The following is a 26,991-nucleotide window of genomic DNA, read 5'->3' as shown; positions in this document are numbered from 1 at the left end:
CTTGTATTAGCTCATAACGGATTTCGGTTCATATCTCCAAGTACCTGACTGGCGGTACTGTATCATATAACCGTTTTTCTTTGTTTCATTCTGGAAGTCGGGGTCGCACACATAAAGCGTTCCGTTTATTGTGACCTCTACCCATGAGTGAGGACCATAGCCGCCTGCAGCAAGAGGTACCTGACCGGATATCATATGTGCGTCATAGCCGAGAAGTTTAGCCATCTCGCAGAACATAGCTGCCATTACATAGCAGTTGCCCTTTCTGTTCTTGAAGCCGTAGTCTGCATACCACTGCATGGTGGTCTTGTCATCCTGCGGAAAATTGGGATCCTGCTGGCGTCCGTAATATGGGATGCTTGCAGCATCGTTGAATGCCTTCTTCAGGTCCTTGCCGATAACATTGAGTCTTGCCTGTGCAAGGGGATAGGGGCAGGATGTAGTCGTTGTGGTGGTAGTGGTCGTTGTGGTGGTAGTGGTTGTAGATGTTACTACTTTCCACTTTGCCTCATTTGCATAGTAGTCCTTCTTGGGAACGACTACCTGTGCTACCTCGGCAGGTACGAACTTGTCATTTGCGGAAACTACTTCCTTGGCAGTAACTGTTACTGTTCCGCCCGAATACTTTACGGAGTCGATGGCGATGGTCTGACCTGACTTGGGTGTCTGGACAACGGATGCCGCCGATGATACCTTTGTGACGAAGTTCATATTTACATAGCCCGAAATGCCGTTGTATGTAACGTGTCCCCAGTTTGCGCTTCCGTGTGTGACGTTGAACTTTGCTCCTGCGGGGATAACTCCGAGTGACTGTGAATTATAATCGTGCTCCTTGCGGATGTTAAGACCGATATCTACGGTAGGACCTGTTGTGTACACGCCTGCATAGGACGAGTCACAGCCGCATGAGAGCTTTTCAACAGCGGCTGTGCCGCCGCCGTATTTTGCTGCGTCATAATATACGGGCTTCAGCAGAAGAACTGAGTCCGCAAAGAATTTATCATCGTACTTTGTGAGCAGATTGTTTACGATGCTGTCTGCAAAGTACTTTGTAAGCTCGGTCTTGAGCTCTGCACTTGAAGTAACTACCACATCGCCCTTGTCAATGGCGAGCTTCTTGATTTCGTCCTTTATCAGAGAACTGTCGACCCTGTTTATATCCTTCTTGAACTGAAGGTCTCTGTCAGTTTTGAGAATGAGCTTTCTCAGCTCGGCAACATCGTGAACGTCAACTGTTCCGTCTCCGTTTATATCGGCAAGCTTTGCCTGTTCGGATGTAAGGGTCTTCTTTGCGAGAATGTGATCCTGCAAAAGAGCGAGATCATCGGAGGTCAATACTCCGTTTCCGTCAAAATCACCGTTTACCGCAGCATATGCACCTGCGGGCAGCACTCCTGTCGCTGCTATAACACTTGCCATCATCAGGCTAAGTATCTTTGGATGTTTCATATATCTATCTTCCTTTCAAGTTTTATCTGACGTCATCTATAATAACATAACGAAGCGACAGAAGAAAATGTGACATGAAAATGAAAATTTTTTTAAATACTTCGTAATATATGACACCGATTCCGTGATCCCGAAAGTTGCCCCTTCATATAGATTATGCCTGTATAAAGGCGTTTTTACTGTCTTTGCAGCCTTGAGAGCTGTTCCTCGGTGAAGCTGAGCTCCTCGCCTGCGAGGGAGATGTATTTGCCGTTTCTCTTTATGAATACCGAGCAGTAACCGTCTTCTGCAGGGGAGAATGCTCCGTCGGGAAGTCCGCTGTCATCGTCGGAAACAAAGAAGATGTAGCTTTCGCCTTCTTCCTGAGCCATTCTGCATCCTGCGCTGATATATACGGAGTAATCCTCCGCATTGTCAATATGAGCGCGGCGGTTGTACTTCATGTACTCCTCGGCAGGCATATAGCCGCCTCTGAGGAACACCGTCAGTCTGTCTCCTGTGTTGAGACTGCCGCCGTATGCCGCTTCAACAGTAATGTCTTCGGCGGTTACAGCTTGCCTATCAATAGAAGTATACACTATTTTGTCAACTTTTGCAAGTATTACCGCGTAGGAAATATCAAACATATGTTGAATTTTTTGGTCATTTGGCGAAATAGGGGGATCTCCCTCGCCCCGCGGCGGTATACCGATGCCGTCGCTGCCTTCTCCTGTGAGGAGCTCCTCCTCGGTTATGGTGTTGTCCCTGACGGTGTATGTCACATCGGGTGAGACTGTAAGGTCTCTGGGGGGAGCAGCTGTAACTGGAGGGTCCTGCACTATGGGCTCGGCTGTGGTGACATCGGTCTCATGGTGGTCAGCAGTGGTGGTGCGGGACTCATCCCTGCCCTCGGTAGTCTTTGCGGCTGTTGTGCGCTGAGATGCGGGACCCTTTGTTGTGCCGTTTTGCATCGTGGTAACAGCAGTTACCGTTTTGCCGGAGGTCTTTGCTGCGGTGGTAACTATCACGCCGCCCTCCGTATTCGTGGGAGATGTGGTGTGCGGAACTGAGTGTATCGCTCCGTCCACCGACTGATAGGTAGTGGTCTCTATGACCTCTATATTGTCATCGCCGCCGAAATCGGTCTTATGCTTCGGGAAAAGCGTCAGAGCTCCTATGCAGACCGCCAGCATTGCTGCTGCCGCTGTGATACGCATTATTATGGGCTTGATGGGCTTCTTCTGCACTCCCTCGGAGCGCTTTGCAAATTCTTCAGCGAACTCCTTCTTTCTGTCGGGCTCGGGGATGCCAAGCGCTTCCGTGATCTTCTTTTTATCCTTTTCGGTCATATAAGCTCCTCCTTTCCCAGATGTTCCCTCAGGGAGCCGAGTATACGGTTCAGCCTGCGGTTCAGTGCAAAACGCGAGATATTGTAAAGCTTCGCAATGACGTTCACGGGAACTTCATTGACAAATCTCAGCAGAACTATCTCCCTGTCCTCATCACTGAGGCTGTCAAGTACCTGTTTCAGCTGCACATCGGATAGTATATTGTCCTCTATGTCCTTTCCGTCGGACGCAGTCTCGGATATCTCCGAGGGCTTTATCTTGCGGAATTCGTCGGTACACAGATTGCCTGCGATAGTGTAGAGAAGCTGGAGCGTTTTGTCTTCACTGTGGTACTGTGGGTGTTCGAGGTAACGGAGAAAGGTCTCCTGTGTCAGGTCCTCTGCGGTCTCCTTGTGACGGACGCGCAGAAAGCAATAGCGATATATCTTGTCGTACTGCTCGTTTATATCAAGGGACACAGAGCCACCTCCTCCGAAGTCTTATAGAAATTATTATAACATATTATTTATTAAATAGCAAGATGCGCGGAGAAAACTGCCGGTTCAGGTGATTATGCCGCGAAACAGGCGGCGGGGGCACCCCGCTTATAACATATTATTTATTAAATAGCAAGATGCGCAGAGAAATCTGATGTTTTAATAAGGTCTTCAGCTGCAAAAAAAGGGGGACACAGTGCAGGTCCCCCGAAATATCCCCCTTACAGGATATGTTTTATTGAATGATTTTTAGAAAAGTTGCGTTTAAGAAAGTGAATTTACTGCTCCGATAAATACGGGAACATAGGTCTGTGCGTCAAAAATGCAGTATACGAAGGGACGGTCAAAGTTTACTTCCTTGATCTCTCGTGCCATAGCTTCTCCGTCTACCATTGCTACCAGTGTTGCGGCAGCTGCCTTTGTGCCGTTTTCATCAAGGTCAATGAATGTCTTGTGTATAACACGGTCTATGTGTAACGGATGTCTGTCCGCGATCGATGACATATTTGTGAAATCAGCATCGTCTGAGAAGGCTGTGGGCATTCCCATGGATTCAAGCTCACCTGAAAGCTCGTTCTCGTAATCGTAGCTGAACTTGGGAAGCTTTATATCGGCTTTGATATCGTAGTTTTTCTGAGTGAGGAGCCCGTTCAGCTTCTCGGGAGTCAGCTCCTCGATATACTGGTCGATCGTCATGCTCTCGTCGGGAAGAAGTGCTGCAAATTCGTATCTTCCGCCGCTGTATGCCTTCACCATGCCGTTGGTATTCTCGTCACCGATGTAGTGCTCCCAGCTGCAGAGCATATCAGCTTTCTGGATCTCTCCGTTATAGCTTGTGAACTCACCCTTATTTATCTGGTAATCCATAAAGGGCTCCATCCATTCAGCCGCGAAAGCTACGGCGTTCACAAGATACATAACATCATTATCGCCTATATGGTCAAGTATACTTGGTATCATCTCGTGGGTCTTGTCGTTTACCCAGCCGTTTACGTCGTCAAGCGTGGTTTTATCAAATGGAGCAATGTAGAACTCGCTGTCGTAGTAGTCAACGCAGTTCTGGATGAACTCGGGACGGACGTCGATACGGCTTTTGTCGTCTATTGCCCATATAGAGTTGGCGGTGCTCATCTGCCACTTGTTGTAGTCGTTGTACTCGGGATTAATGGAGCGCTTGCGCTGTGAGAGGAGATACTGATTGAGCTCCTCCATAGGCATTCCGCCGCCGAGGACATTCTCCATCTCGGTGCGTGTGTCTCCTGCTGCGCCGTTGGCTGTCATGGAAAGTGCCTGCATTACCGAATAGGGCGAAATAAGAGCGTTTTCGTGGTCCTCGTTCTCGGCATATGCCTGCTTGAACAGCTCAACAGTGAAAGCGGTCTGGCTGTTGATGAACTTCTCATCTGCTCTTGATTCGGTGACCTTTGAGGAAGCTATGCCTGCACAGAGATTCTGTGCCTTTGGTGCAAAGTTCGGTGTGGGAGCTGTTGTCATGCAGTCTATGAGAAGCTTTCTCATGGCGCTGAGGTCAAGGACGTCACATACTCCGTCACCGTTCACGTCGCCGTTTGTATCTGCCATGAGCTTGCCTGCACCTCTGAGCCAGCGCTGGTACATAACTACGTCGGCAAGATTGAATATAAAGTCTGAATTCACATCTCCCTTTACGGGGGCAGGGTCAAGGGCTGCTACCTGTCCTGCGATAGCTGTGGGTACTGCGATACAGAGTGCAGCGGCTGCTGCAAGTATTTTCCTGAATTTCATAAATATACCTCCTTGAAAAGTAAGATAAAATTAAGCCGAGCGAAAGCACTTCTGTGCGTTTTCATAAACATTAACGGATGAGTGCGGTGAAATGTGCGGCTGAAAATGTAAACATTTTGTGAACAGCTTGGGATACAAAAAAGCGCCCCGTAAAACCGAGGCGCAGGCTCCACTGTGTTATGATCAGGTTTAGAAATAATATCATGTGCGGAAAAAAATCCGCGTTCCACATTAAGTGAAACGCGAACAAGGCAGCGAGGCTCACCGCTGCTATTTGTGCGATTCAGATGACAGTGCTGTAAGCGATATACAGCAGTGTCTTCCGGTAAAAGTGAGCGAGCTTGCGAGCGGCAACGTGGTCGGGAGCGCAGGCTCTGCGCTGGAGCAGATAACGGGGGTCGAACCCGCCTCCTCAGTTTGGGAAACTGAAGTAATAACCGCTATACTATATCTGCATATTTCTATTTTACCACATTGCAGAGAAAAATGCAAGGGGCAGAATAAAAAAATCGGCAGCCCCTTTTGACTGCCGTAATATTTATTCGTATTCGGAAAACTCAATGGTCTTTGTTGCTATGGCTTCACGGAACCTTGTGTCATGCTCCACAAACAGCATGGTAGGTGCGTATTTTTTCAGCAGCGACTCTATCTGCATACGGGAAAAAACGTCGATATAGTTCAGCGGCTCGTCCCAGATGTACAGGTGTGCAGGTGTCAGCAGGCTTGCCGCTATGAGCAGTTTTTTCTTCTGTCCCTCGGAAAAGTCCTCGGTGTTTTTGACAAGCTGTGAGCGCTCCGCACCGAGCTGCCTAAGGATAGTACAGAGCATACTCAGGTCAAGTCCCCGTTTCTCGCACAGAGCAGATATGCTGCCGCGAAGCCAAGAGGTGTCCTGATCTATATAGGATATTATAAGTCCCGAGGCGGTCTCGCATATGCCGTGCTCACTAAAGCGGTTTGGCTGAACGATGCAGCCTGCATGACTCAGGACTGCCTTGATAAGAGTGGACTTTCCGCAGCCGTTTGTGCCGTGGAGCGCCACACGCTCTCCCAGCTGAATGCTGAATGTAAGAGGGGAGAACACGGGACAGGCGGCGTTGTAGCTGACGGTGAAGTCTCTGAAGTTAACGATGGTCTTTTTGTGATGAGTAAGGGGAGTGAGCTTCAGCTCGGGCACTCGCTCTATGTCGCTGAGAAGTCCCTCCTGCTCGGCAATACTGCGGTCAATGCGCTTCTCCATCTGCTTGACGCGGCTCTGCATCTTCTTTGTCTTTGCTCCGATATATGAGCGGGTGCTGATACAGCGGTCGTTTTCCTTTATGGGGTCAAAGCCTATTTTTGTGCGCTCGCTTTTATCTGCCCATTCCGCTGTCTGTTTTGCTGCCTGACGAAGCTTCCGTATCTCCTTGCGGTGCTTCTCGTTCTCAGCCTCGGCAAAGCTGTCACGGCGCTGCTTGTTCTCCCACCATACGGAGAAATTGCCGCTCTGGACATCTATGGTCTTGCGGTTCAGCACAAGCACATGGTCGGTGCAGGCATCAAGCAGGTCTCTGTCGTGGGAGACAAGGATGAAGCCGCTCTTGCCCGAGAGGTACTCCTTTACCTTTTCCCTTGAGCTCTCGTCGAGGTGATTGGTGGGCTCGTCGATGAGTCTGAACTGCTCTCCGCAGGAGAACAGCAGCGCAAGAAGTATCTTTGTGCGCTCGCCGTGGCTCAGTGTATTGAACGGGCGGTAAAGTATATCGGCGGTTTCGCCAAGCTCTGAAAGCTCACATATCATGCGCCATTCCTCGCATTCCGCAGAGAGCTCGGGCAGAAATTCAGAGGCGGTCCTCTGTGCCTGTTCATCGGTGACGGTGCAGGGAAAACAGCTGAACCTGACGGAAGATGAAATAGTTCCCTTATAGCTGTATCTGCCCATGAGCAGGCTCAGAAATGTGGTCTTTCCCTTGCCGTTCCTGCCGATAAATCCCAGCTTCCAGTTGGTATCTATTGAGAATGACACGTTTTCAAAGACGTTGTCGTAGCTTCCTTCATAGCCGAATGAAAGGTTTGTTACAAGTATCTGTGACATATTTATTCCTCCTTTCGGTCCCACAAAAAAACGGGGACCGTTTGCTGCCAAACAGTTCCCGTTACATTCCATGACCTCAGGGCGCACTTGCAGTATCAGCCTGCAAAAATGTGCGCGGATAAATATATAGCACAAAAAAGAGGTTATGAGAACATAATCCACTTTTGGCAACATGATAAGACAGTATGCCCGTAAAATTTCACACTGTCAGTAAAAATATTCATGTGTTCAAAAGTGAATTATTTTTTCATCCTCACACCTCTTTCAGTAATTTCTGAATGCATTATAGCACAGTTTTTTCACCGTGTCAAGTGAAAAAACGCAAAATCATTGACTTCATGCGGCTTTTGCTGTATAATTGTTTTCATTATATTAACGGAGGGCAGAGAAATGAACGCAAAAGAGTTTCTTGATATACTTCATACAGCGGAAAAACTAAAGGATACGCCCCGGCACTGTACTACCTCACAGCGGCGTACGGAGAGCGTTGCCGAGCACAGCTGGCGTGTGTCGCTGATGGCTATGCTGCTGAAAAATGAGTTTCCCGACGCCGATATGGACAGGGTGGTCAGGATGTGCCTTATCCATGATCTCGGGGAGTGCTTTACGGGAGATATCCCCACTTTTGTAAAAACAGATGCAGACCGCGTGACCGAGGACAGTCTCCTCGAAAGATGGGTGTCGTCCCTGCCTGACGGGATAGGAAGCGAGTTTTCTGAGCTGTATGCGGAGATGAATGCTCAGCAGACTGTCGAGGCGAAGATTTTCAAGGCTCTCGACAAGCTGGAGGCGCTGATACAGCACAATGAGTCTCCCATAGATACATGGTCGGAGAATGAGTATGAGCTGAACAAGACCTACGCCTTTGATACTGTTGCCTTCTCGGAATGGCTCACTGAGCTCAGAAAAGCTATTCTCGCTGATACGCTGGAGAAGATCGAAAGAGAGTCCTGAAGTAACTGCAAAAAACATAAGCGGTGAGCTGCACAGGCTGTTTCGCGGCAAAGCTTCAAAAAAGGCAGTTTTTTCTCCGCGCATCTTGCTTTATCGCGTAAAGAATGGTATAATGAATGGTAGACAGAACTGCTGCGGCATGAACACCTATTTGACGAAAGGACGGCACTATATGAAACACAGATCATTACACGGATTTACCAAAAGAATAATTGCAGCTTCAGCTGCGGCGCTTACAGCTGTATCGGCTTTATGTCTTAATTCTTTTGCAGAAGATGAAAGAAAAGGCGGTATCAAAGGAATTCAGGAGATAGGCGGAGCTTTTGACGGCGGAAACAGCTTTCCTCCCGATGCAGATACGGACTTTGATCCGGACAGCTATACTCTGTATTATACTGAAATTGGAATGATAAGGGATAATGCAGAGGCGGAAGTGGCTGAATGTGTCATTGATGAGAGCTTTACCGATGAGTCAGTCAACAGAAGCTGTACCATTAAAGCGCTGGATCATGATCTCACTATTGATGCAGGAGATAATGACATAATCGTGCTGCTTGACGATCTGACCCTCGGCAACACCATCACCGTCAGCACAGGCAAGGGTACGGTGAGGTTCTTTATAAGAGGCACTTTCACCTGCGGAGGCAACAGCAGGGGAATACTCTATGAGGGCATGGATGATGGTGTGATCCTGTCATATGATGACAGCTTTCCCATATGTTTTTACAGTGAAAAGGAAGCCCTGATGGTGCTGAAGGATAACTGCACCATATGCGGTATATTACGAACACCTGAAATGTTCCTTGATGCCACAAGCAGCGGCGCTTTTTATATTGAGTATATTAGTGAGTACTGCAAAGACTTCAGCGAAATTCGTAAACTTAAAGCTGGTATTTTAGGCAACGTTCTGGTCTCAGGGATCATAAACAAAAAAAGCAGTGATGTACTGCTATGCAATACATCTTCACATGGTTACGGCCTCAGAGATGATATCGTCAGATACGGCGATGCCAACTGCGACGGCATCCTCGATCTCTCGGACGCTATTTTCATTATGCAGGCTCTTGCCAATCCCGATAAGTATTCTCTTACATCAAAGGGCAGGGATAATGCCGATACCAACGGTGACGGTGTTACTGCAAATGATGCCCTCGTCATTCAGCAGCATCTCCTCGGACTTGACAAATAAAAAATGCTCGTATCGGAGCGATATCCGATACGAGCTTTTTGTTTATCCGTTTATGGAAGAATGACTGTGGATGTAAAACTCCTCCTGACTTGGCTGCCAGCCCTTTTCCTTTGGAGGGAAGAGCTTGTCGAACTCCTCGACTGCTTTTTCGTCATCGCAGGGGGCGTCAACATCGCTGGGATGGTAGAACCACTTTCTGCCGTCAAGAGCGTCCTCCTTCAGCACCTTCACAAGAAGTGCGGCAGGGAAGAAGTCTCCCTCAAAGCACACGTTGTACTTTTTGCAGCTCTTGTAGCCTCTTGCCACATAGTTATCGGGATTGCCGAAATTGATAACCACATCGTATCCCATTTCTGCGGCGATAGCAAAGGTGTGCTCCAGCAGTGCCTTGCCCAGTCCCTTGCGCTGATATTCGGGAAGCACGCAGAGAGGTCCCATTGTCAGAATGTCCTTCTCATTGCCCTGCTCGTCCCTGAGCTTCGCGCGGCAGTACATTACACAGCCTGCGATCTTTCCGTCTGTTTCGATGACATAGTCCAGCTCGGGAACAAAGTCCTTGTGCTCCCTCATGATGTGGATGAAGTAATGCTCAAAGCAGCCGGGCTTGCTGAGATTCCAGAAAGCTTCTCTTGCAAGATTTTCAACTTCGCGGTAGTCCTTTTCTGTTTCCTTACGTATGATATAGTCATTTTTATTCATTGTTTTTTTCCTCCTGAAAATGTTGACGGGACATACGGAGGCTTGTGTGAGATAGTATTCGCAAACCTCCGTTTACGCTGCTATCTCTGTTCTGTTATTATTTTTCAAACAACTTCTCCTTAAAATAAGATATATGAAGTACATCCTGCACTTCCCCTAAAGTATAGCATACAGAAATGTTGATGTCAAGCTGTTTATTGCGGATTTTTCAAGAAAAAAGACCGCATCTGCCGATACGGTCTCTGATCTGTCCCACCTCAGGAGGATATTATAAAAGGAATTGTGTTTTGCGGAATGCTTTTCATCAGCCGCAAAGAAGTGCAGAAATGCGGCTGAAGAAGGCTTCCTTTTGTCTCCCCTGTAATTATGATACATCAAAAACAGGCGGCAGTAAATGCGGTTTTATCCCATTTTATTTGCCTTTCTGCCCCTTTTTTCTGCGGTATGCTGATGGAGTCAGACCTGTTCTGCTGCTGAACTGCCTTATGAAGTGGCTGGTGTTGGAATATCCGCTCTCCTCAGCTATCTTGGCGACCGTCAGCGAGGTGTTGTCAAGGAGCCATTTCACCTTTTCAAGCCTTGATGAGATTATGTCCTCCTTGCAGCTTGTGCCGAAAAGCTCCTTGTATATCCTGTGGAAATGGCTCTTGCTGAGTCCCATGCTGCGCGTAAGGGCTTCAATGTTCCACTCTTTTTCGGGATGCCTGAAAATATTGTCCCTCATGGCGATGAACTGATCCTTGTAGCTGAATGTGCCCGAGCTCATGCTTATCATCTTGCCTTTCAGTCTGTCCTCCATGCCGCATATTATCTCATCGATGCCGAATATATCCGACGGCGCTACAGAGCAGGAAAGAACTGCTATGCGCTCCTGCCTTATGTCAACTGCTCCCTTGTAGGAGTCCGTTACGTTCTGTGCTATCTCGGCGGCAAGTGACTGCTCAGAGCATTCGTTCTCCGCAGAACGGGCTATGGCGATAATGTCGTCGCCTATGCTGGCAAGAACAGCCTTGCCGTCGCTGAGACGTATGGCGTTGACTATGGAATTTATCGGCGGTACGCTGTATCTTACCTTGTCCTCCTTTATGTAGGAAAGGAGAGTGAGGGTCAGTTCTGCACTGCTGTTTTCGGACATCATTCCCATGAGCTTGCTGATGAGTCCGCGCTTATTGTATATGCCGAGTACGGGAGCAAACTCCGAAAGTGACTCGATACGCTTGTTGACGTAGTCCTTGTACATCCTGTTCCATACGGTATTGAGTCCGCTGCTGACCGCGTCACACCAGCTCATGTAGAATTCGTCAAGGATTATGTGGACTGCCTTTCTGTATGTAAATCCAACATAGCCCAGTATCTGCCCCTTGTAGTGAAGTGAGGATATCACTGTCAGACGCGGACTGTGTGGCTTTGTAAGTGAGGGGAAGATATCTTTTGTCATGAACTCCTTCATCTGCTCTCCTCCCTCATAGCAGGCTTCCATGGCAAGGAGCATCCTGTCGGGGAGACCGCCGCGGCGGTAGACGGACGGGTCCTTCATATCCCTCTGCCAGTCCTCGCAAAGACAAAGCTCCGCCCTTATGCCTGTGGGTATCATATAACAGCAGCCGAGAAATGTGCCCGTAACGTCATAGAGGTCCTTGCATTCGGACATTCGCCTGATTATCTCGCCCTGACTGCTGGTCCTGCGCTGCTCGAGTATGCTGAGTATCACTCCTGCATATTCCCTTGTGTCGGAAAGACTGCTGCTGCGTGATATGGCGCCCTTGTCTCCGCAGCCGCAGCTCTCTCCTATGATGAGCTCGGGGGAGACTGTCCCGCCGCTTATGTCCCTGCCCAGTATCTTCATCAGCTTCCTGAATGCAAGGAAGCCGTTTATCCTTTCCTGTCCCGCAACTGTGGTCAGCGAGACCCTTTCGGTCTGGGAGATGATGCTTCCGTCACAGCCTGTGACCTTTATGTCCTCGGGCACCTTTATGCCGTTATCCGCAAGTGTCCTGCACAGCTCCACTGCCATGATATCGCTGCCGCAGACTATGCCGTCGGGCTTTTCGAGCCTGCCCCCGGCAATATCAAGAGCTGCCCTGTGAGGGATATCTCTCCAGTAGTTTCCGTAAAGGATACAGCTCTCATCGTAAGGGAGCCCTGCCTCGTCCATGGCTCTGCGGAAGCCGTTTATGCGCTCCTCTGAGGGAGTGTGTCCCTTGGTGCCGCCTATGCAGTAAAGCTTTCGGCAGCCGTGTTCGTTTATCAGGTGATTTGCTGAGAGATAGAGGAGAATAGTCTCATCTGCCGAAACAACAGGGAAGTACGGCTGGTCATAATTGACCACCACGCATGGAACGTCCCGCCTGTGAAGAAGGTCAAGTATCGCCCTGCGCTGTCTTTCACTGCAAAATATATTCGCTTCAAATATAAAGCCGTCAAAGCCACCGTGGAGGATAAGATCGTAGATGTTTGTCTGACCCTTTGAGTATACCTCGTCAAGCTGCTGGTCAACGTAGTTTATAACTCCCGAAATGACTATGGTATCATAGCCGTATCCTTCTGCCATTCTATGTATGACGTCGATAAACGATGTCTCGGTGTTGCTGCTGATATGGGGAACTATAACGGCTATGCGTCCGATACTGTCCATGATATCACCTCCGCTTTTATTATACACTCATCCCCGGAATACGTCAATACGCAAAAACTCCGCATGGTGGTGCGGAGTTCCTGCAAGCCGCCCGTGGGGAACGGGTCGGCTGATGCCTTGAATATTTATTGGCACGATAATGGGAGTGAGGATGTCTGTAGATCTCTTGTCAATTGCGGAAGAAGAACGGCAGACAGTTGTAGATGTACTGCCTTACATAGTACCAGCTGTGCTCTCCGCCGTTTGCCAGTATGAACCAGAGGTTGCCCTTGGAGAAGTCCGATGTGTACTCAAACTGGCTCAGATTCTTCATTGACTCTATCTGAGGGCTCAGAACGGGATTTGCAAAGTCTGAGGTGCCTGTTGCTGACATGATGAAGTATTCGTTCTTCTTCAGCCCTGCACGATCAACGGCTCTTGCCAGTGCGCCTGCGTCGGCTGTGCCTGTGCCCCAGTGATGAGCTCCGCTCATGGGCATGAAGTATCCCACTATGTCAACGCAGTTCTCGAAAACTGCCCATGTGGAAACGCTTCCCATTGAGAAGCCGCCGTAGGCTCTGTGCATTCTGGATGCTTTGATATCTTCCTTGGAATTGGAAGCCGCATATGTGGAATACTTGCCCTCAACGAATGGAACGACGCTCTCGCGGAACTCCTTGTAGAAGTTCTCGGCATTGTAGAATGTGTCGGAGCTTACCTTGTTGAAGGTGGGGGTAACTATTATCATCGGCTCGATATCGCCGTTCTGTATCATGTTGTCTATGAGACGGACTGACTCGCCGTTGTCATTGTAGAAAAGCGAATTCTCACTATCGCCCATGCCGTGCATGAAGTAGAATATATTGTACTTCTTGTTCTTGTCATAGCCGTAGGGCAGATAGACATTAAGTGAATTGGTGCCGTTTATGCCGTTGTAGGTCTCTTTCACGATGGTTCCGCCCTGTGAGGCGTTATTCCGGTAGTTCTGACCGTATTCGGCGTATTTCTTTGCGGGATCGAATTTGTATGTGGTCTTAGGAGTCTCCGGCTCCACGGGAGGAGGAGTTACAATAGGCGCTGTGAGAAGCTTTCTCATCTCTATCATGTCAAATACGTCCAGTACCTCGTCCTCACAGAGGTCGCCTGCTTTCCAGTCGGTTATGCTTGCGTCCTTTGCTCCGAGAATGAATTTCTGGAGAAGAACTGCATCGGCAACATTTACCTCGCCGTCGCTGTTAAGGTCTCCCTTTATGCCCTTGGCAGGCTCTATCTTGAAAACAGGGTCCGTGCTCTCGTAGGAGGCTGTGCTTCCGTAGTGATAGATGTCGGGAAGCTCATCAAGGGTGAGCATATAGTCGCTGTTGTAGACCTGTCGGAGATATGATGCAGTGTTGAATTCGTTGCTGTCGATGAAAGAGGTGTGCCATGTCATGAACCAGAGCCACTTTGCTCCCTCGGACTTCATCTTCTCGGGATCGGGGATAGGTCCGTTCTCGTGGAGACATACAGGCTTGTTGGCGACCTGAGCAGTCTTGTTGTACATAGGTGCCAGCGAGCCTGTGTGGTTCACATAGGTGTCAGAGCCTATTATATCAACGTATTCGTCCCCGGGATACCAGCCTGCGTTAACGTCGCCGCAGTAGCCAAGGCTCCATATAAGATTATCAAGTCCCCAGTAATTCGTATATCTGTCGTACATTATCCGCCAGAGCTTTTTGAAGTTTTCGGCTCCGCCCTTGCCCCACCAGAACCACTTTCCGTCAAATTCATGGAAGGGACGCCACACTACGGGAATGCCTGCCTCCTGCAATTCCTTCAGTGCCTTTGCGCCCTTGTCCATGCCTGCAATGAGGGTATTGTACTCCGCAGTACCCTCAGTCAGGGCGGCGTTCCAGTTGAGGTCGCTGTTCATAGCTTCGGTATGACTGCCTCGGAAGTCGCTTCCGCAGTGCCAGCAGATAGTGACTATACCGCCTTTATCGTACCATTTTTTTGCACGTCTGTTGCAGCCTGCGAAGTCGTCGCCCATGTAATCCAGTCCGCGGAGTGCAGGATACTTTCCGCTGGCATTCTTTATGATATCGAATTCGTAGTCCTCACTGCCCATCCAAGTAGACTCCTGCTGTCCCGATATGACATTTTTGCCATAGGTGTCACAGAGGAAGTTGTAAAGTGACTGTGCCTGAGCCGACGCCTTGGGATTGGAAAGCTTTCCGCCGCCTGTGTATGCGGTGAAATTGCCCTTTTCGATGAGCAGTGCGTCAAAATAAGTCCAGCCCCATGATGCCTCAACGGTTATGTCATTGCTTCCTGCTTTCAGCTCTGAGCTTATGCTGACTGTGGAGAATTCGTTATCACCTGTGTATTCGCAGAATATCTCGCCTGCGTTCCTGCCGTTTACAAGTATGTTCTGATACTTGCCGTCCTCGTCATAGGGCTGGCAGTAGCGAAGAGTTATCCTGTACATTCCCTGTTCGGAGGCGTTTACTTTGACCGTTACTGTGTTGCCGCCGTCCTTCAGGTCAACGGCTCTGCCGCCGCTGGCACCTTTGAGTGTGCCGATCTCAGCACTGTTCTCGCCCGTACTTGTTATGGTCCCGTCTTCAAATTCGTACTGGCTGCCCGCTGCTTCCGAGTGCAGGGGAGCTATGCCGACTGCGCTCACGGCAAGTGCCGATGAAAGTATTGCCGATATGATCTTTCTCATTTATATCACCCTCTCATTTATTTACGGATCATTCCGTACCGTTTGCTTCTGCTCATATTATACCCCATATTTTTCGCCGAAAAAATAGTCTTTCATGCCATAAAATAACATTTTTGTACCATAATTATCATGGTTTTGCTATAAATAAGTGTGAATATGAGAATGATTATCAAATGTGAAAGTTGTGTGAAAATAATAACAACAGTATTGACAAACGGAAAAAAAGTGATATAATAAATATGAAAATGATAACCATTATCATATTAAAGTGCAGACATCTTCGGAATGCTTGAGAGCGGCCTTACAATATGAGAAAATGCAGGAGTATAACGCTCCTGCATTTTCTTTTATATTTATTGGAATTTAAATGTTCATATATACATCGCGTCCATTGCGGTGATGTATTCGAGAGTCGGGACAAATGTGTCCTTATGGCGGTCTCCGCGGTAGACCTCGCGACCGTGCTTGTATGCTATGACCTGCGCCATGGGAAAAGGTATCCATATGCCGGTGTCAAGAGGCTTGGTGGCGAATACGATGCCGTTTTCAAGCCGTTTGAAGCAGAGGGTGTTCTTCAGGTTCTTGTGAACATAAAGCAGGTCACCGTCGTATATCATCAGGTTCAGCTTGTTGCGCGGTGCGTTTTCCGCTATGAAGGTGTTTATTATCTCAAACCGCTCCCGTTCATTGGGGACAGCTCGGGAAATGTGCTCGTTCATGCGGTCAATAAGCGAAAGGAAAAATCTCTCCGAGTCAGTATCGCCTGTCTGAACGGCGGAATATCTGTGATTATGCTTTCCGTTGAAGATGGTTCCGTTGTGTATCAGAGTCCACTCCCTGCCTGAGTTATCTGTGCCCGTGAAAGGGTGACAGTTGTTTTCGTTTATGGAGCCTACTGTAGCAAATCTGATATGAGCGAGAAGGTTTTTCTGGGGCGAAAGACTGTCTATGATGTCGCTGAGAAAGCTGCTTTCCTCTGCACTTACAGCTTCTTTCAGTATTATCCTGCTGCCGTTTTCGTACATCATTCCCCAGCCGTGGGGGTTACTGCTGCTGTGGGAAAAGAACGTCCGCAGGTAGTCCGAGATGTCGGTATTCTTTTCGGAAGTGAAGCCCAGAAGCTCGCACATTTTTTTCACCGCCTTCAAAATTGATCATGCATGGTTCATCATAGTTCTGCTTAAACAGACATTGCCGCTTATCTTATTCTTTTCAAATTCTATTATTTCAAGAGCTTTCTCGTTAGCGGAGAAATACTCCGACATTTCATTTATTATCAGCTCGCCGCGCTCAAGCAGCTTGCTATCAGGCTCAAGCAGTGCCGCGTTCTTATGGTCGGAAACTGCCTTTTCCTGAAGCTGCGGAGTAAAGTCAAAGTCCTCCTGCGAGAGAAGATACAGAATGAGCAGATGGGCGAATTCAAGGTCTCTGCTGTCTATTCCCAGAGGTGCGGACGGATTGAGGTCGAACATTCTCAGCTCGATGTGATCTACTCCGCCGACGGCAAGGTTCTCAAGGCTGTTCACTCCCTTTGGCTTCAGCCTTATGGGCAGATACAGCTCGCTTGCGGAATACAGCGAGCCTGTTACGATATGCTTCTTGATGCTGCCCGTGAACGTCCGCAGATCGCGGTGGTCGAGTATGGGCAGGAACTTGTTCCAGTAGCCGCGTTCGCTGTTTCTCATTGAGGAGTATCGGCTCATGATTATGCTGCTCTTTCCGTCCTTGTCAAGTGAAGCATCATAGTATGGACTTGCCGCTGTCAGCAGCACCAGCAGCCAGCTGTGGCACATTAGCTGCTTATACAGCCTGAGATACAGTCTGTCGCGGAATGAATGGAAGTCCTCTTTTTCTGTATTGAGCTCACGGAGGAATTCCTCTGCGAATGAGAAATTAAAGTGTATGCCCGAGAAAAGCATGAGCTTTTTGCCGTATTTCCTTTGCAGTACCTCGCGATAGCTTCGCTTTGAGGAGTGGTCTCCGGTGAAATCTGCTATGGGGATATCGTTCTCGGTGTCAAAATGCGGAGGATTGCTGTACAGCCAGATGTTCTCGCCGTTCCCGGCAAGTACCTCCCGCGCTTTCTTGTCAAGCTCGGACAGGGACTCCAATGCCTCGTCAATACTGCGGCAGACAGGTGTGACCAGCTCGATCTGGTTTTCGCAGAAATCACGGGTAATGTGCTCGTCATTGCCGAACGGATGCGGAGTCTGAGCAAGTCTGCCTTGATCGTCCACACGGAGAGTCTCGCGTTCAAGCCCAAAGCTGCCCGAGAAAAAATATTTGCTTGTGTTCATATTCATCGCCTCACAGATCTGTGATTTTTACCTCTTGCACGTTTCTGATCTTTCGGAGCCTGCGAAGAACAGACTCGTTTTCCGCCGCCGTATCAAAGAGGATATCGGCTGTAAAATGCGAAACAGGAACGCTATGGCTGTCTGTCAGAACATTTGATGTATGAGAGACTATGTTACCGTTAAGCCGTCTTATTACCTTGGATATCTCCTGCACAAGACCTATTCTGTCGATGGAGATGACTTCTATCCTTTTCATATATACCTCCTGCAAATAAAAAAGAGACATACCTGTCTCCCTGTCAGACATTATTTACAGGCAGTTTTAGCCTATTTTTCAGCTGACAGGGAGCGGCTTGCTATATACATATCATTTTCTGATCCGATAATACAGACTTGCATAACAAACACCTCCGTAAATACATACTGAAACACTATGATAATATTATACTACATTTTGCATACTTTGTCAATAGGAATTCTGTGAATAAACCATTGACAAATGCTTTTGCCTGCTATATAATCAGTTTATAGCAGGCTGCACGAGGGCTGTTCCTCGTCGTAAAGCTTTGTTATAGTCGGACTTTCGCCGCATATGGGGCAGGAGGGAACACTTTTCGGCAGCTTAACCTTGCGCCATTCCATCTTCAGTCCGTCAAATATGAGCATAGCTCCTGTCAGAAGTTCCCCCTGATCTGTGATATATTTTACGGCTTCGAGAGCCTGCATAGAACCTATGATACCTGCCATTGCGCCGATAACACCTGCCTCACGGCAGCTCGGGACCGCGTCCTTCGGGGGAGGCGCCTCGAATATGCAGCGATAGCAGGGACCTTCATCGGGGACATAGGTCATGAGCTGTCCCTCAAAGCGGAGTATACCTGCGTGGCAGAAGGGCTTGTCCCCGAGTACACAGGCGTCGTTTATGAGAAATTTTGTGGGGAAATTGTCGGCACCGTCGATGATGAAGTCGTAATCGGCTATGAGCTCGGCGATATTGCTGCTGTTGACATATCCGTGAAAAGCCTTTACTGTGACATCGGGGTTCAGCGCTTTTATGGTCTCCGCGGCGGACTCTGCCTTGGACTTGCCAACATCTTCGGTGGTGTGGATTATCTGCCTTTGCAGGTTGGACAGCTCAACGTCATCACAGTCGGCTATGCCGATCGTCCCTACACCTGCGGCGGCGAGGTACATGGCGGCAGGTGCGCCCAGACCTCCTGCACCGATTATGAGGACTTTTGCGGCGAGGAGTTTTTTCTGTCCTTTTACGCCTATCTCCTTTAATGTTATATGCCGCGAATAGCGCGCGAGCTGTTCATCTGATAAGATCATTTTTACCTCCTGAAAGGAAATCACTATGAAAAGAATAAATGCAGCGGAATTATGTAGCCTCGATACCAAAAAGGTACTATTGCTTGATATTAGGAGCAGAGAGGAGTTTGAACTAAAAGGGCTTGAGGGCTCTGTCAACGTGCCCTTTGACGAGATATCCACAGGACTGTCAAAGCTCCCGAAGGACAAACCTGTTTATGTCCTGTGCAGGACGGGGGACCTCAGTGAGGAGATTGCCGAGATACTTGAGGACCGCGGATACGAGGTCTGTAATATCGATGGCGGATATGCTGCATATGTGGCATTTCTTGCAGGAACAGAGCTGTAACTACAATTCCTACTTATTTAATAAGTATACCACAGGCAGGCAGCCTTTTCAAGTGGCAGCGTTATAGGTTTTTCCTATATTAAAAAAGCCGCAGGGGATAGACCTCTGCGGCTGATCGTATTCGTGTATTAGTGCGTAAGGATAAGAATGCCTATTGCCGCCATGACCACTCCCGTAGCAGTGAGTGCTCCGCCGACAGCGGTAAGAAGCGCTGCAACGGTCTTTGACATCGGTGCGTCACGTTCTACAAATGCGTGCTTGGGAGCATCAGGGTCGTAGAATACGTCAACGGTCTTTCCCACGGGGTATCTTGCAGTCATTGCACTTTGTGCTGCGTCTTTGCTGCCCCTCATCTTTACCACCGTCGGAAGCTCTCCCTCTGTGGTGATGTTGGAACTGCCGGTGAGGAGCTGACTGTGACCGACATTGAAGGTGACAATAGTGCTGCCTGCAAATCTCGGACCTGCCACCTTATAGGTCTGTCCCTCAACTGTGTAACTGACAAGAGGAACGCGGATATCATTGCTGTAGAAGTTGGACATTCTCTCGACAGTGCCCGTTGTCCTTGCTGTGAAGTGTTCCTTTCTGTATTTCGGACGCTTGAACCCGAACCACACCATGAGGGCGGTGGTTATGGCTCCTATAATTATAATAAAAATTCCCGTAAGTAATAATACAGTTCCCACTGTCATAAAAATCTCCCCTTTGTTAACCTATTATAACACCTTTGCCGTTATAATGCAAGGCTATGGGATAAAAAGTTCGGATGTCGGAGGTTTTATGCTTGGAGCTCTTATGCCGCAGTTCTTGCTATTTGCTAAATAGTGTGCTATAAGCGGGGAGCCCCCGCTGCCCTTTTCGCGGCAGAGTTCTTATGCAGGGCAGTTTTTTCGCCGCGTTTCTTGCTATTAATAAAATAATGTGCTATAATAGAATAGAAATTCTGAATTGAGACAGAAAGGATAATGTAATCATGAATATGAACTTCAAGTGCAAACTGCCAATACCTGCCGAAGTAAAGAGCGAATACCCCGTTTCCGAGGAGCTCGGCAAGGTCATCGCAGAGAGAAACGAAAAGATAGCCGAGATAATCAGAGGAGACAATGACAGGCTGCTTCTTATCATCGGTCCCTGTTCCGCTGACAATGAGGACAGCGTTATTGATTATATCTGCCGCCTCAGAGAGGTGCAGGAAAAGGTCAATGACAAGATACTTATTGTTCCCCGTATCTACACAAACAAGCCCCGTACCACAGGCAAGGGCTACAAGGGTATGCTTCATCAGCCTGACCCCAGCCAGAAGCCCGATATGTACAAGGGTATCGTTGCCATAAGAAAAATGCACCTCAGAGCTATTCAGGAAACAGGTTTTACCTGTGCTGACGAGATGCTCTATCCCGAGAACCACCGTTACGTCAATGACCTTCTGGGCTATGTAGCAGTCGGCGCCCGTTCCGTTGAGAACCAGCAGCACCGTCTTACTGCCAGCGGTCTTAATATCCCTGTCGGTATGAAGAATCCCGTAAGCGGAAGTATGCCTGTGCTCATGAACTCCATAGAGGCTGCCCAGTCGGGGCACACTTTCCTTTACAGAGGCTGGGAGGTCGTTACTGAGGGAAATCCTCTCGCTCATGCTATACTCAGAGGATATGAAAATCATCATAGCCAGAGTATGCCCAATTACCATTATGAGGACCTTCAGCTGCTCAACCAGTTCTATGAGGCAAAGGGCTTCAGCAACCCTGCTGCAATAATTGATACAAACCACTGCAACTCGGGCAAGCGTCATCTTGAACAGCCCCGTATCGTCAAGGAGGTGCTCAGCAGCCGCAGATATGACGAAAAAATTCGCAAGCTTGTAAAAGGCTTCATGATAGAAAGCTACATAGAGGACGGCAATCAGAAGGTCGATGAGCATATTTACGGAAAGTCCATAACCGACCCCTGTCTCGGATGGGAAAAGACCGAGAAAATGATACTCGATATTGCCGATAGGATATAATACCGGTTATCTATACGGAATAAAACTAAAACCGCAGGATATAAGGGCGGTACTTATATAGAAGTTTATATGTAATTATTGGAGGAAAAAACCTTTCTGAGGAAAGGTTCTTTTCCCCCAAGCCCCCTTTTTTCAAAGACTTTATAACTGAATTTAGCCCCGACAGGGCGCTCCACACAAGATGTGAAAATCAGTAATAATACTGAGAGTGCCCTGACGGGGCTAAATTTAATGCTGAAAGTTTTAGGAAAGGAGTTTGAGGAAGAACCCTTTTTCAAAAGGGTTTCCCTCAATATCACTTGTAAAACTTCTATAAGAGTGTTGCTCTTAATGCCTGCGGCTTTTTTTGAAAACTTTGCAGGAAGGATGGATAAACCACATTTTTTTCTCGGCATTTCTTGCTTTTTTGTTAAAAACATGATATAATATCTATATTTTTTTGATTACTATATAATAATGTAAAGCAGTATGTGTTAAAAGAGGTGAGAGAATGAAGAAAAATGATCTTAGATTTTTGAGAAGATTCATTGTCATTTTTATGTGCCTTTCATTATTCCTTTCGTCTGCCGATATTTACAGACTTACCACATATTCTCATGGAGCGCCTGAACGCAGTACAGAGGATATTGTTCAGGATAATGACGGCGATGCTGTTGTGAGAAAAAGCGAGAATGGCTTGTTTACAGCGACGATAGGTTCAGATGATATAAGAATAAATGCATCATTTACGGAAGATGCAAATATCCCCGAGGGAGCAGTGCTCTCCATGAAGGAGATAGTTTCGGATTCATTGCAGTATGCGGATTATTTTGAAGAATCCAACACGATTCTGAATGATTCTCTCAATGAAAACGGCGGTGCTGTGGTCGAAATTCAGCACGCACGATTCTTTGATATAAAGTTTATACATAACGGGACGGAGATCGAACCCGAGGCAGCTGTTTCCGTTGAGATAGCATACAACAGACCCGAGCTTGACTATAATACATTTGATATCGCTTCGGATGTCATTCATTTCTCCGGGGAGCAGGCTGAGCTTATGGAGGCTTCAAGCGAACAGGATATCATGTCCTCCGATGAGCCTGCGGAGGAGTCTGAAAAGGCAGTTTCTGTTCAGGATATGATGAAGTTTGAAACTCAGTCGTTCTCGGCGTATGGTATTCTGTTCTACAATGTTGCGGATAATAATATCGGAGACATTCTTGATGGTAAGGATCTCGCGATAGCTTGGTTTGACGGAAATGAGAGCACAACAGGTTCCGCAGATACATTGGCTGTTGTAATGAATAAATATGTTTCCGGAAGGACTGACAGACTTGGAATAGAAAAAGCGGTTTTCTATCATGAGGACAGTCGGGCGGGTAATTATTATCCGGTAGAAGGGGAAGATGCTGATCTGTACACACAGTACTTCTTTTCTGATAATGTACCAATATGGCATTTTTCATATCAGAACGGAGGATACTATTACATCACCACTGAAGTTGACGGCGTTACAAAATATATGACGATCACCAATTCAGCTGTTCAGCTTCTTGATACCCCGGATCAGTATTCACGGATATATATTGATAATAACGGTAATAAAGGGACAAATCGTGAGAATAAGCTTCGTTTCCGAAATTCAAACAATTATGCACTCAATCGTTATAATAATAGTTATACTGTCGGCTTCGGCTCGTGGAACGGAAATCAGGACCCGAACGAATGGTTTATCCTTGCTGCGCTTTCTGAGGATACGGTTCTCAAATCAGATGTGATCACTGCGGAAAAAGTCAGCGTTTCTGATACAGAAAAGCTGCATGACGGCGTAAATGTCGTTATCTATGCCAAAAAGTATGAGAACGGCGAATATGTGAATTATGCAATAAACGGTGAAGGAGATCTGGTAAAGGTATGGGAAAGCGGAGATGTGATACAATGGCGTGAGAACAATACCGCTGCTTCAAGCATTTACTGGCAGTTCATACAGTATGGAGACTCCGGCTACTACGATTTTTACAATCCTGTAACGGGAATGTACCTTGCTCCACAGAACGGACAAAATCTTTCCAACAGCACTATAGGCGTGACACTGACAGGCAGAGAGAACGGAGAGTATACTTCTACCGTTGCGGCTTGGGATGAGAATGTATGGAGCTGGTACGGATACAAGTATTCCGATAAGGGAACTCTGATACCTGTCATTGATACAGAGTCGACGGAGATGTGCTTTGCCGTTGAAAGAAATGAAGATAAATTCCAGCCGGTAGAGACAGTTGACAGCAAGGCAGCAGGCATTACCATAAAAATGTATGACTATGATGCAAATTATCAGAAGAACATTATGGGTGGGTACAACTATACGGCAGGCGGAGGAGCTACAAGCCTTGTTACCAATGCTCTTAGTCCTGAAGGGTTCCCGGTATTAAAAAACGGTACCTCCCTTGAACCGCTTTTTACCTCAAATAACACATTTCCTGAACGAGAAGCAAATCATCTGTTCATAAAAAGTACCTATGACGAAACGGGATACTTTGAATACAGCTGTTTCGAGAATTCTGCCTTTCTCATGAATGAGGACGGCGAAGGCGCTGTTGCCTCTGCCGAGGGCTACACTGATGTATACGATTTCAGCGTTTATCAGGAGCTTGTCTCACCCGGCAGGGATCTTAATAAAAAATCCTACTGCCGAGGCAACTTCCTTCCCTTCGATCATGTCGACAGTCAGGACGTCAAGACCCAGAACCTCTATGACAGCGGCTCTAACTCTATACCCACTGATGACCCGAGATATAAGGAAAACATTTATGTTCAGAATGATCCGGATTACTATTTCGGAATGTCACTGGAAGCTACCTTTATGATCCCCGAAAAGGGCTGCGACGCCAACGGAAATCCTCTTATCTTTGAGTTTACGGGTGATGATGATTTCTGGCTTTATATTGATGATATACTTGTGCTGGATATCGGAGGAGTACATGATTCATTATCGGGCTCGGTCAATTTCAGTACCGGTGAGGTCGCAACATATGACGGCTCTACAAAGAATACTTACACTTACAGCACACTTATGGACTGCTTCCGCAATGCAGGAGTTTTTCCTGATGGTTCTCCATGGGATGACAGCAGGATCAGTACATACTTTAAAAATGACGGCAGCTTCCAGAGCAGCGAGGGCGTATTCAAGGATTACAGCTCTCACACCATGAAAATATTCTACATGGAGCGAGGTGCAGGCGCTTCAAACCTCAGACTGCGCTTTAATCTTGCCACAGTAGACGAAAAAAGCGTTTTCCTTGAAAAGAAGCTGACCGGAACTCAGACTACCGACTATTCCAATACAAAATATGCTTACCAGCTTTACTATAAGCCAGAGGGAAGCGATGAGTTTGTCCTTTACTCAAACTCCCGGTGAGGACAGCATGAAGGCTCACTATGAGGGGCAGAATGCCTTTGTTGGTTATGATGAGTCCGCTGAGATAAACGGTACCGTCTACAATAATGTGTTTTATCTCCGCGCAGGTGAAAAAGCAGGGTTTACCATGCCGAACAAGGATACGGAATACTATTTTTCCGAGCTTGCCGTATTAAATCAGGAGTATGACTATGTGGATATAAACGGCGAAAGGGCATACAGCAGTGACTATGCCGCAACACGGGAGAGGAAATTCTCCGATGTTGAGTCATCTGTGGAGACTATTGCAAATCGTAAGCGAGTGGTCTATGATAATCACATAGATTCGGATTATCTGAAAAAGCTTATAATCACCAAAAACGTTGTTGACAAGGACGGCAATCATGTTGAGAACGATAAGACGGGCTTCGAGTTCCAGCTGGGATTTGTCAATGAAGCAGGTGAAGTTGTTCCGTATCAGAAAAGCGAATACTATGTTATGGATGACGATGACAACTATTACGTTTATGTAAACGGAAAGCTGTCAAAGCACGGCAGAGAAAAAGTTGTTTGCAGCGTTTCGGGAAACAACGGTTCTATTGCAGGTATACCCGACGGATTGTCTGTTGTCGTTGAAAATCTTCTGCCCCGCACCGTTTTTGCAGTCGAGGAGCTGGAGGAAAAAATGCCGCTGGGTTATCAGTGGAGGAGCTACGAGAGAGTCACCGACAGCGAGGGAGCTACATATAACCTTACAGAGAGCGGTGTGTATAACATCGGAGAGATCCGTGAGAATACAAATGCTCATATGATCGTTACCAACCAGAAGGGCTTCGGTATCACAGTCAATAAGAAATGGGCAGATGAAAAGTACACGGATAGCCATGAGTCCATATATATAGCCCTTTTCAGCAGAGATGGCGAATATGTGGAGAATACCCTTAGAGAACTCATCTCGCCCAATACTACCATATACTACTTCAACGACGAGCAGGAGGCAAGCGAGTATATCGCTATGGAGGTCGTTACGAATTCCATACAGCCTGCTGACTGGGACGGAGATGCTTCAAAAGTCACAAGCTGTCAGCCATATGCAGCCGATTCCCTGACAGAGCTCAGCGCTGAGACTTTAGGCGGAGAAACATATGACTTTTCCTATAAAGTAGGATATGAGCAGGGAGAGGTCGGCGGTACGGGACACAACATCAGAACAGATACTATCACCAATTCAAGAGATCACCTGCAGATACTGAAACAGACCGAAGACGGTGAGCCGCTGAGAGGCGCTGTATTTGCTGTTTATGATGTAACAAACGGTGAATATCTCATAAACACTTTTACTTCCGATAAGAACGGATGGGTGACAGATGCTTTCTTTACCGCGGGACACACATACAGACTGGACGAAACAATGGCTCCAAACGGCTTCAGATCACTGCATGGTTCCGTGATGATCTATGTTGACGAAAACGAGCAGATCGATATACAGTATCAGCCTGCGGATTCCGATAATATCACTGCTGCACTTTCTGCGGACAGAAAGAGCGGCACACTGACAATAAAGAATGAGCAGAACGGTATACTGCTCAGAAAGACGGATACAGACGGAGTTCCGCTGAAGGACGGTGTGTTCAATCTGTATCAGTTTGACAAGGCACAGAACAGGACGTATCCGCTTACCGACCGTCAGAATTTAGTATCGGACGAAAACGGCATATTCTTCGGTGATGTACTTACCAGCGGTTATTATCTTGTCGAGGAGGTCAACGCTCCTAACGGCTATTTCAAGTCGGATCTCAGCACAGTTTTTCACATAAGACCGGAGAACGGCGCCATAGACCAGCTTTATACCGTAAGGTATGACAGTGAGTCGGGGAAATATGTTACAGTGGACGATGTTCTGAGTGAATGGCTCCAGACGAATGATGACAGCGTAAGGATCAGTATACCCAATGAAAAGGCTAAAGGCAGTATAAAGATCAGAAAGACCATAGACCGCATAGTTTATTCAAGAGGTTTCCCCGCATTTATGTTCAAGGTGACCCGAATAAAGGATGAACACGGCAACAGTATAAGGTCGGGTCCCGAGTATGTCGGCACCATATCCTATGACAGTTCTGACAGCGATTACACCAAGGAGACATTGCTCAGCGACCTTCCGATGGGTACATACCTTGTTGAGGAGCTGGATTCACTGAATTATACAGCTTCGGGGCTGACTGTGGAAGGGGACAGACATTCCGTTATAAGCAGCAATACCAAGGCTTCTGTGACCATTTCTTCACAAGATACGGTGACAGTGGCTTTCGATAACCGCTTTGAAGGAGTAGTTCCCGTAAGCGATACAGCGTTTGCTGATAACAAGATAACCTATCCTGCCTCACAGGGCAGCGAGAATTGAG

General features: G+C 47.5%; 20 protein-coding genes and 1 tRNA gene. 6 read left to right on the top strand and 15 right to left on the bottom strand.

The features are described from left to right. Positions 1–6: 6 nt before the first annotated feature. The 6 genes from DSZ37_RS02205 to abc-f all read right to left on the bottom strand — a co-directional run bounded on the left by DSZ37_RS02205 (position 7) and on the right by abc-f (position 7,091). Positions 7–1,449, bottom strand: coding sequence for a dockerin type I domain-containing protein (locus tag DSZ37_RS02205; protein WP_109725321.1), 1,443 nt, complete (start codon positions 1,447–1,449; stop codon positions 7–9). A gap of 176 nt (positions 1,450–1,625) precedes the next feature. Beyond that, entirely contained in the window at positions 1,626–2,777 is a 1,152-nt protein-coding gene (locus tag DSZ37_RS02200) for a hypothetical protein (protein ID WP_109725320.1), read from the bottom strand. Then, the gene (locus DSZ37_RS02195) at positions 2,774–3,235 is read right to left on the bottom strand and encodes an RNA polymerase sigma factor (protein ID WP_109725319.1); all 462 of its coding nucleotides are present in this window, start codon (positions 3,233–3,235) and stop codon (positions 2,774–2,776) included. The genes DSZ37_RS02200 and DSZ37_RS02195 overlap by 4 nt, the downstream gene beginning before the upstream one ends. Positions 3,236–3,517: 282 nt before the next feature. Then, on the bottom strand, positions 3,518–5,017 hold the full coding sequence (locus DSZ37_RS02190) for a serpin family protein (RefSeq protein ID WP_109725318.1): 1,500 nt from the start codon (positions 5,015–5,017) through the stop codon (positions 3,518–3,520). A 380-nt stretch (positions 5,018–5,397) separates the two neighbouring features. Further along, positions 5,398–5,472 (bottom strand) — tRNA-Gly (locus DSZ37_RS02185). Between the two features lie 83 nt (positions 5,473–5,555). After that, on the bottom strand, positions 5,556–7,091 hold the full coding sequence (gene abc-f / locus DSZ37_RS02180; protein ID WP_109725317.1) for a ribosomal protection-like ABC-F family protein: 1,536 nt from the start codon (positions 7,089–7,091) through the stop codon (positions 5,556–5,558). Positions 7,092–7,481: 390 nt separating this feature from the next. Between abc-f and DSZ37_RS02175 the strand changes: the two genes are divergently transcribed. Beyond that, complete coding sequence (locus DSZ37_RS02175) at positions 7,482–8,045, top strand: HD domain-containing protein (RefSeq protein ID WP_109725316.1); 564 nt, start codon at positions 7,482–7,484, stop codon at positions 8,043–8,045. Between the two features lie 172 nt (positions 8,046–8,217). Then, on the top strand, positions 8,218–9,234 hold the full coding sequence (locus tag DSZ37_RS02170) for a dockerin type I repeat-containing protein (RefSeq protein ID WP_109725315.1): 1,017 nt from the start codon (positions 8,218–8,220) through the stop codon (positions 9,232–9,234). A 42-nt stretch (positions 9,235–9,276) separates the two neighbouring features. Here DSZ37_RS02170 and DSZ37_RS02165 read toward each other — a convergent pair whose 3' ends face one another. The 7 genes from DSZ37_RS02165 to DSZ37_RS02130 form a co-directional block, all read right to left on the bottom strand. After that, on the bottom strand, positions 9,277–9,933 hold the full coding sequence (locus DSZ37_RS02165; protein WP_109725314.1) for a GNAT family N-acetyltransferase: 657 nt from the start codon (positions 9,931–9,933) through the stop codon (positions 9,277–9,279). A gap of 412 nt (positions 9,934–10,345) precedes the next feature. Further along, the gene (locus DSZ37_RS02155; protein ID WP_109725312.1) at positions 10,346–12,568 is read right to left on the bottom strand and encodes a substrate-binding domain-containing protein; all 2,223 of its coding nucleotides are present in this window, start codon (positions 12,566–12,568) and stop codon (positions 10,346–10,348) included. 169 nt (positions 12,569–12,737) lie between these two features. After that, the gene (locus tag DSZ37_RS17560; protein WP_181380201.1) at positions 12,738–15,254 is read right to left on the bottom strand and encodes a glycosyl hydrolase; all 2,517 of its coding nucleotides are present in this window, start codon (positions 15,252–15,254) and stop codon (positions 12,738–12,740) included. Positions 15,255–15,625: 371 nt separating this feature from the next. Further along, positions 15,626–16,384: a class II glutamine amidotransferase gene (locus tag DSZ37_RS02145; protein WP_109725311.1), complete on the bottom strand. Its 759-nt coding sequence runs from the start codon at positions 16,382–16,384 to the stop codon at positions 15,626–15,628. 24 nt (positions 16,385–16,408) lie between these two features. Then, a complete protein-coding gene (locus DSZ37_RS02140) occupies positions 16,409–17,551 on the bottom strand; it encodes a glutamate-cysteine ligase family protein (protein ID WP_109725310.1) in 1,143 nt (380 codons plus the stop codon). Positions 17,552–17,561: 10 nt separating this feature from the next. After that, complete coding sequence (locus tag DSZ37_RS02135) at positions 17,562–17,807, bottom strand: ACT domain-containing protein (protein ID WP_181380200.1); 246 nt, start codon at positions 17,805–17,807, stop codon at positions 17,562–17,564. Positions 17,808–18,076: 269 nt separating this feature from the next. Beyond that, positions 18,077–18,883 (bottom strand): HesA/MoeB/ThiF family protein, encoded by an 807-nt coding sequence (locus DSZ37_RS02130; protein ID WP_109725308.1) that lies wholly within the window; start codon positions 18,881–18,883, stop codon positions 18,077–18,079. A gap of 25 nt (positions 18,884–18,908) precedes the next feature. On the opposite strand from DSZ37_RS02130, the gene DSZ37_RS02125 reads away from it, so the two are divergent. Further along, positions 18,909–19,211: a rhodanese-like domain-containing protein gene (locus tag DSZ37_RS02125; protein ID WP_109725307.1), complete on the top strand. Its 303-nt coding sequence runs from the start codon at positions 18,909–18,911 to the stop codon at positions 19,209–19,211. Positions 19,212–19,339: 128 nt separating this feature from the next. Here DSZ37_RS02125 and DSZ37_RS02120 read toward each other — a convergent pair whose 3' ends face one another. Next, positions 19,340–19,903: a DUF3592 domain-containing protein gene (locus DSZ37_RS02120; protein WP_109725306.1), complete on the bottom strand. Its 564-nt coding sequence runs from the start codon at positions 19,901–19,903 to the stop codon at positions 19,340–19,342. Positions 19,904–20,184: 281 nt separating this feature from the next. Here DSZ37_RS02120 and DSZ37_RS02115 point away from each other — a divergent pair, with 281 nt between their 5' ends. After that, positions 20,185–21,213, top strand: a complete 1,029-nt coding sequence (locus tag DSZ37_RS02115) for a 3-deoxy-7-phosphoheptulonate synthase (protein ID WP_109725305.1) — start codon at positions 20,185–20,187, stop codon at positions 21,211–21,213. Between the two features lie 65 nt (positions 21,214–21,278). Here the strand turns inward: DSZ37_RS02115 and DSZ37_RS17470 are convergent, their stop codons facing one another. After that, positions 21,279–21,632: a hypothetical protein gene (locus tag DSZ37_RS17470; RefSeq protein ID WP_146198145.1), complete on the bottom strand. Its 354-nt coding sequence runs from the start codon at positions 21,630–21,632 to the stop codon at positions 21,279–21,281. A gap of 71 nt (positions 21,633–21,703) precedes the next feature. On the opposite strand from DSZ37_RS17470, the gene DSZ37_RS02105 reads away from it, so the two are divergent. Next, positions 21,704–24,610 carry a hypothetical protein gene (locus DSZ37_RS02105; RefSeq protein WP_109725303.1) on the top strand — a complete coding sequence of 969 codons (2,907 nt, stop codon included), beginning with the start codon at positions 21,704–21,706 and terminating at the stop codon, positions 24,608–24,610. Then, complete coding sequence (locus tag DSZ37_RS02100) at positions 24,585–26,990, top strand: MSCRAMM family protein (protein WP_109725302.1); 2,406 nt, start codon at positions 24,585–24,587, stop codon at positions 26,988–26,990. The genes DSZ37_RS02105 and DSZ37_RS02100 overlap by 26 nt, the downstream gene beginning before the upstream one ends. The last annotated feature ends 1 nt before the right edge of the window (position 26,991 follow it).

Origin of the sequence: Ruminococcus flavefaciens, assembly GCF_900116855.1 — a bacterium.
Taxonomy (GTDB): domain Bacteria; phylum Bacillota; class Clostridia; order Oscillospirales; family Ruminococcaceae; genus Ruminococcus; species Ruminococcus flavefaciens_R.
The sequence above is the reverse complement of the archived record's forward strand: the minus strand, read 5'-3'. Positions and strand labels throughout refer to the sequence as shown.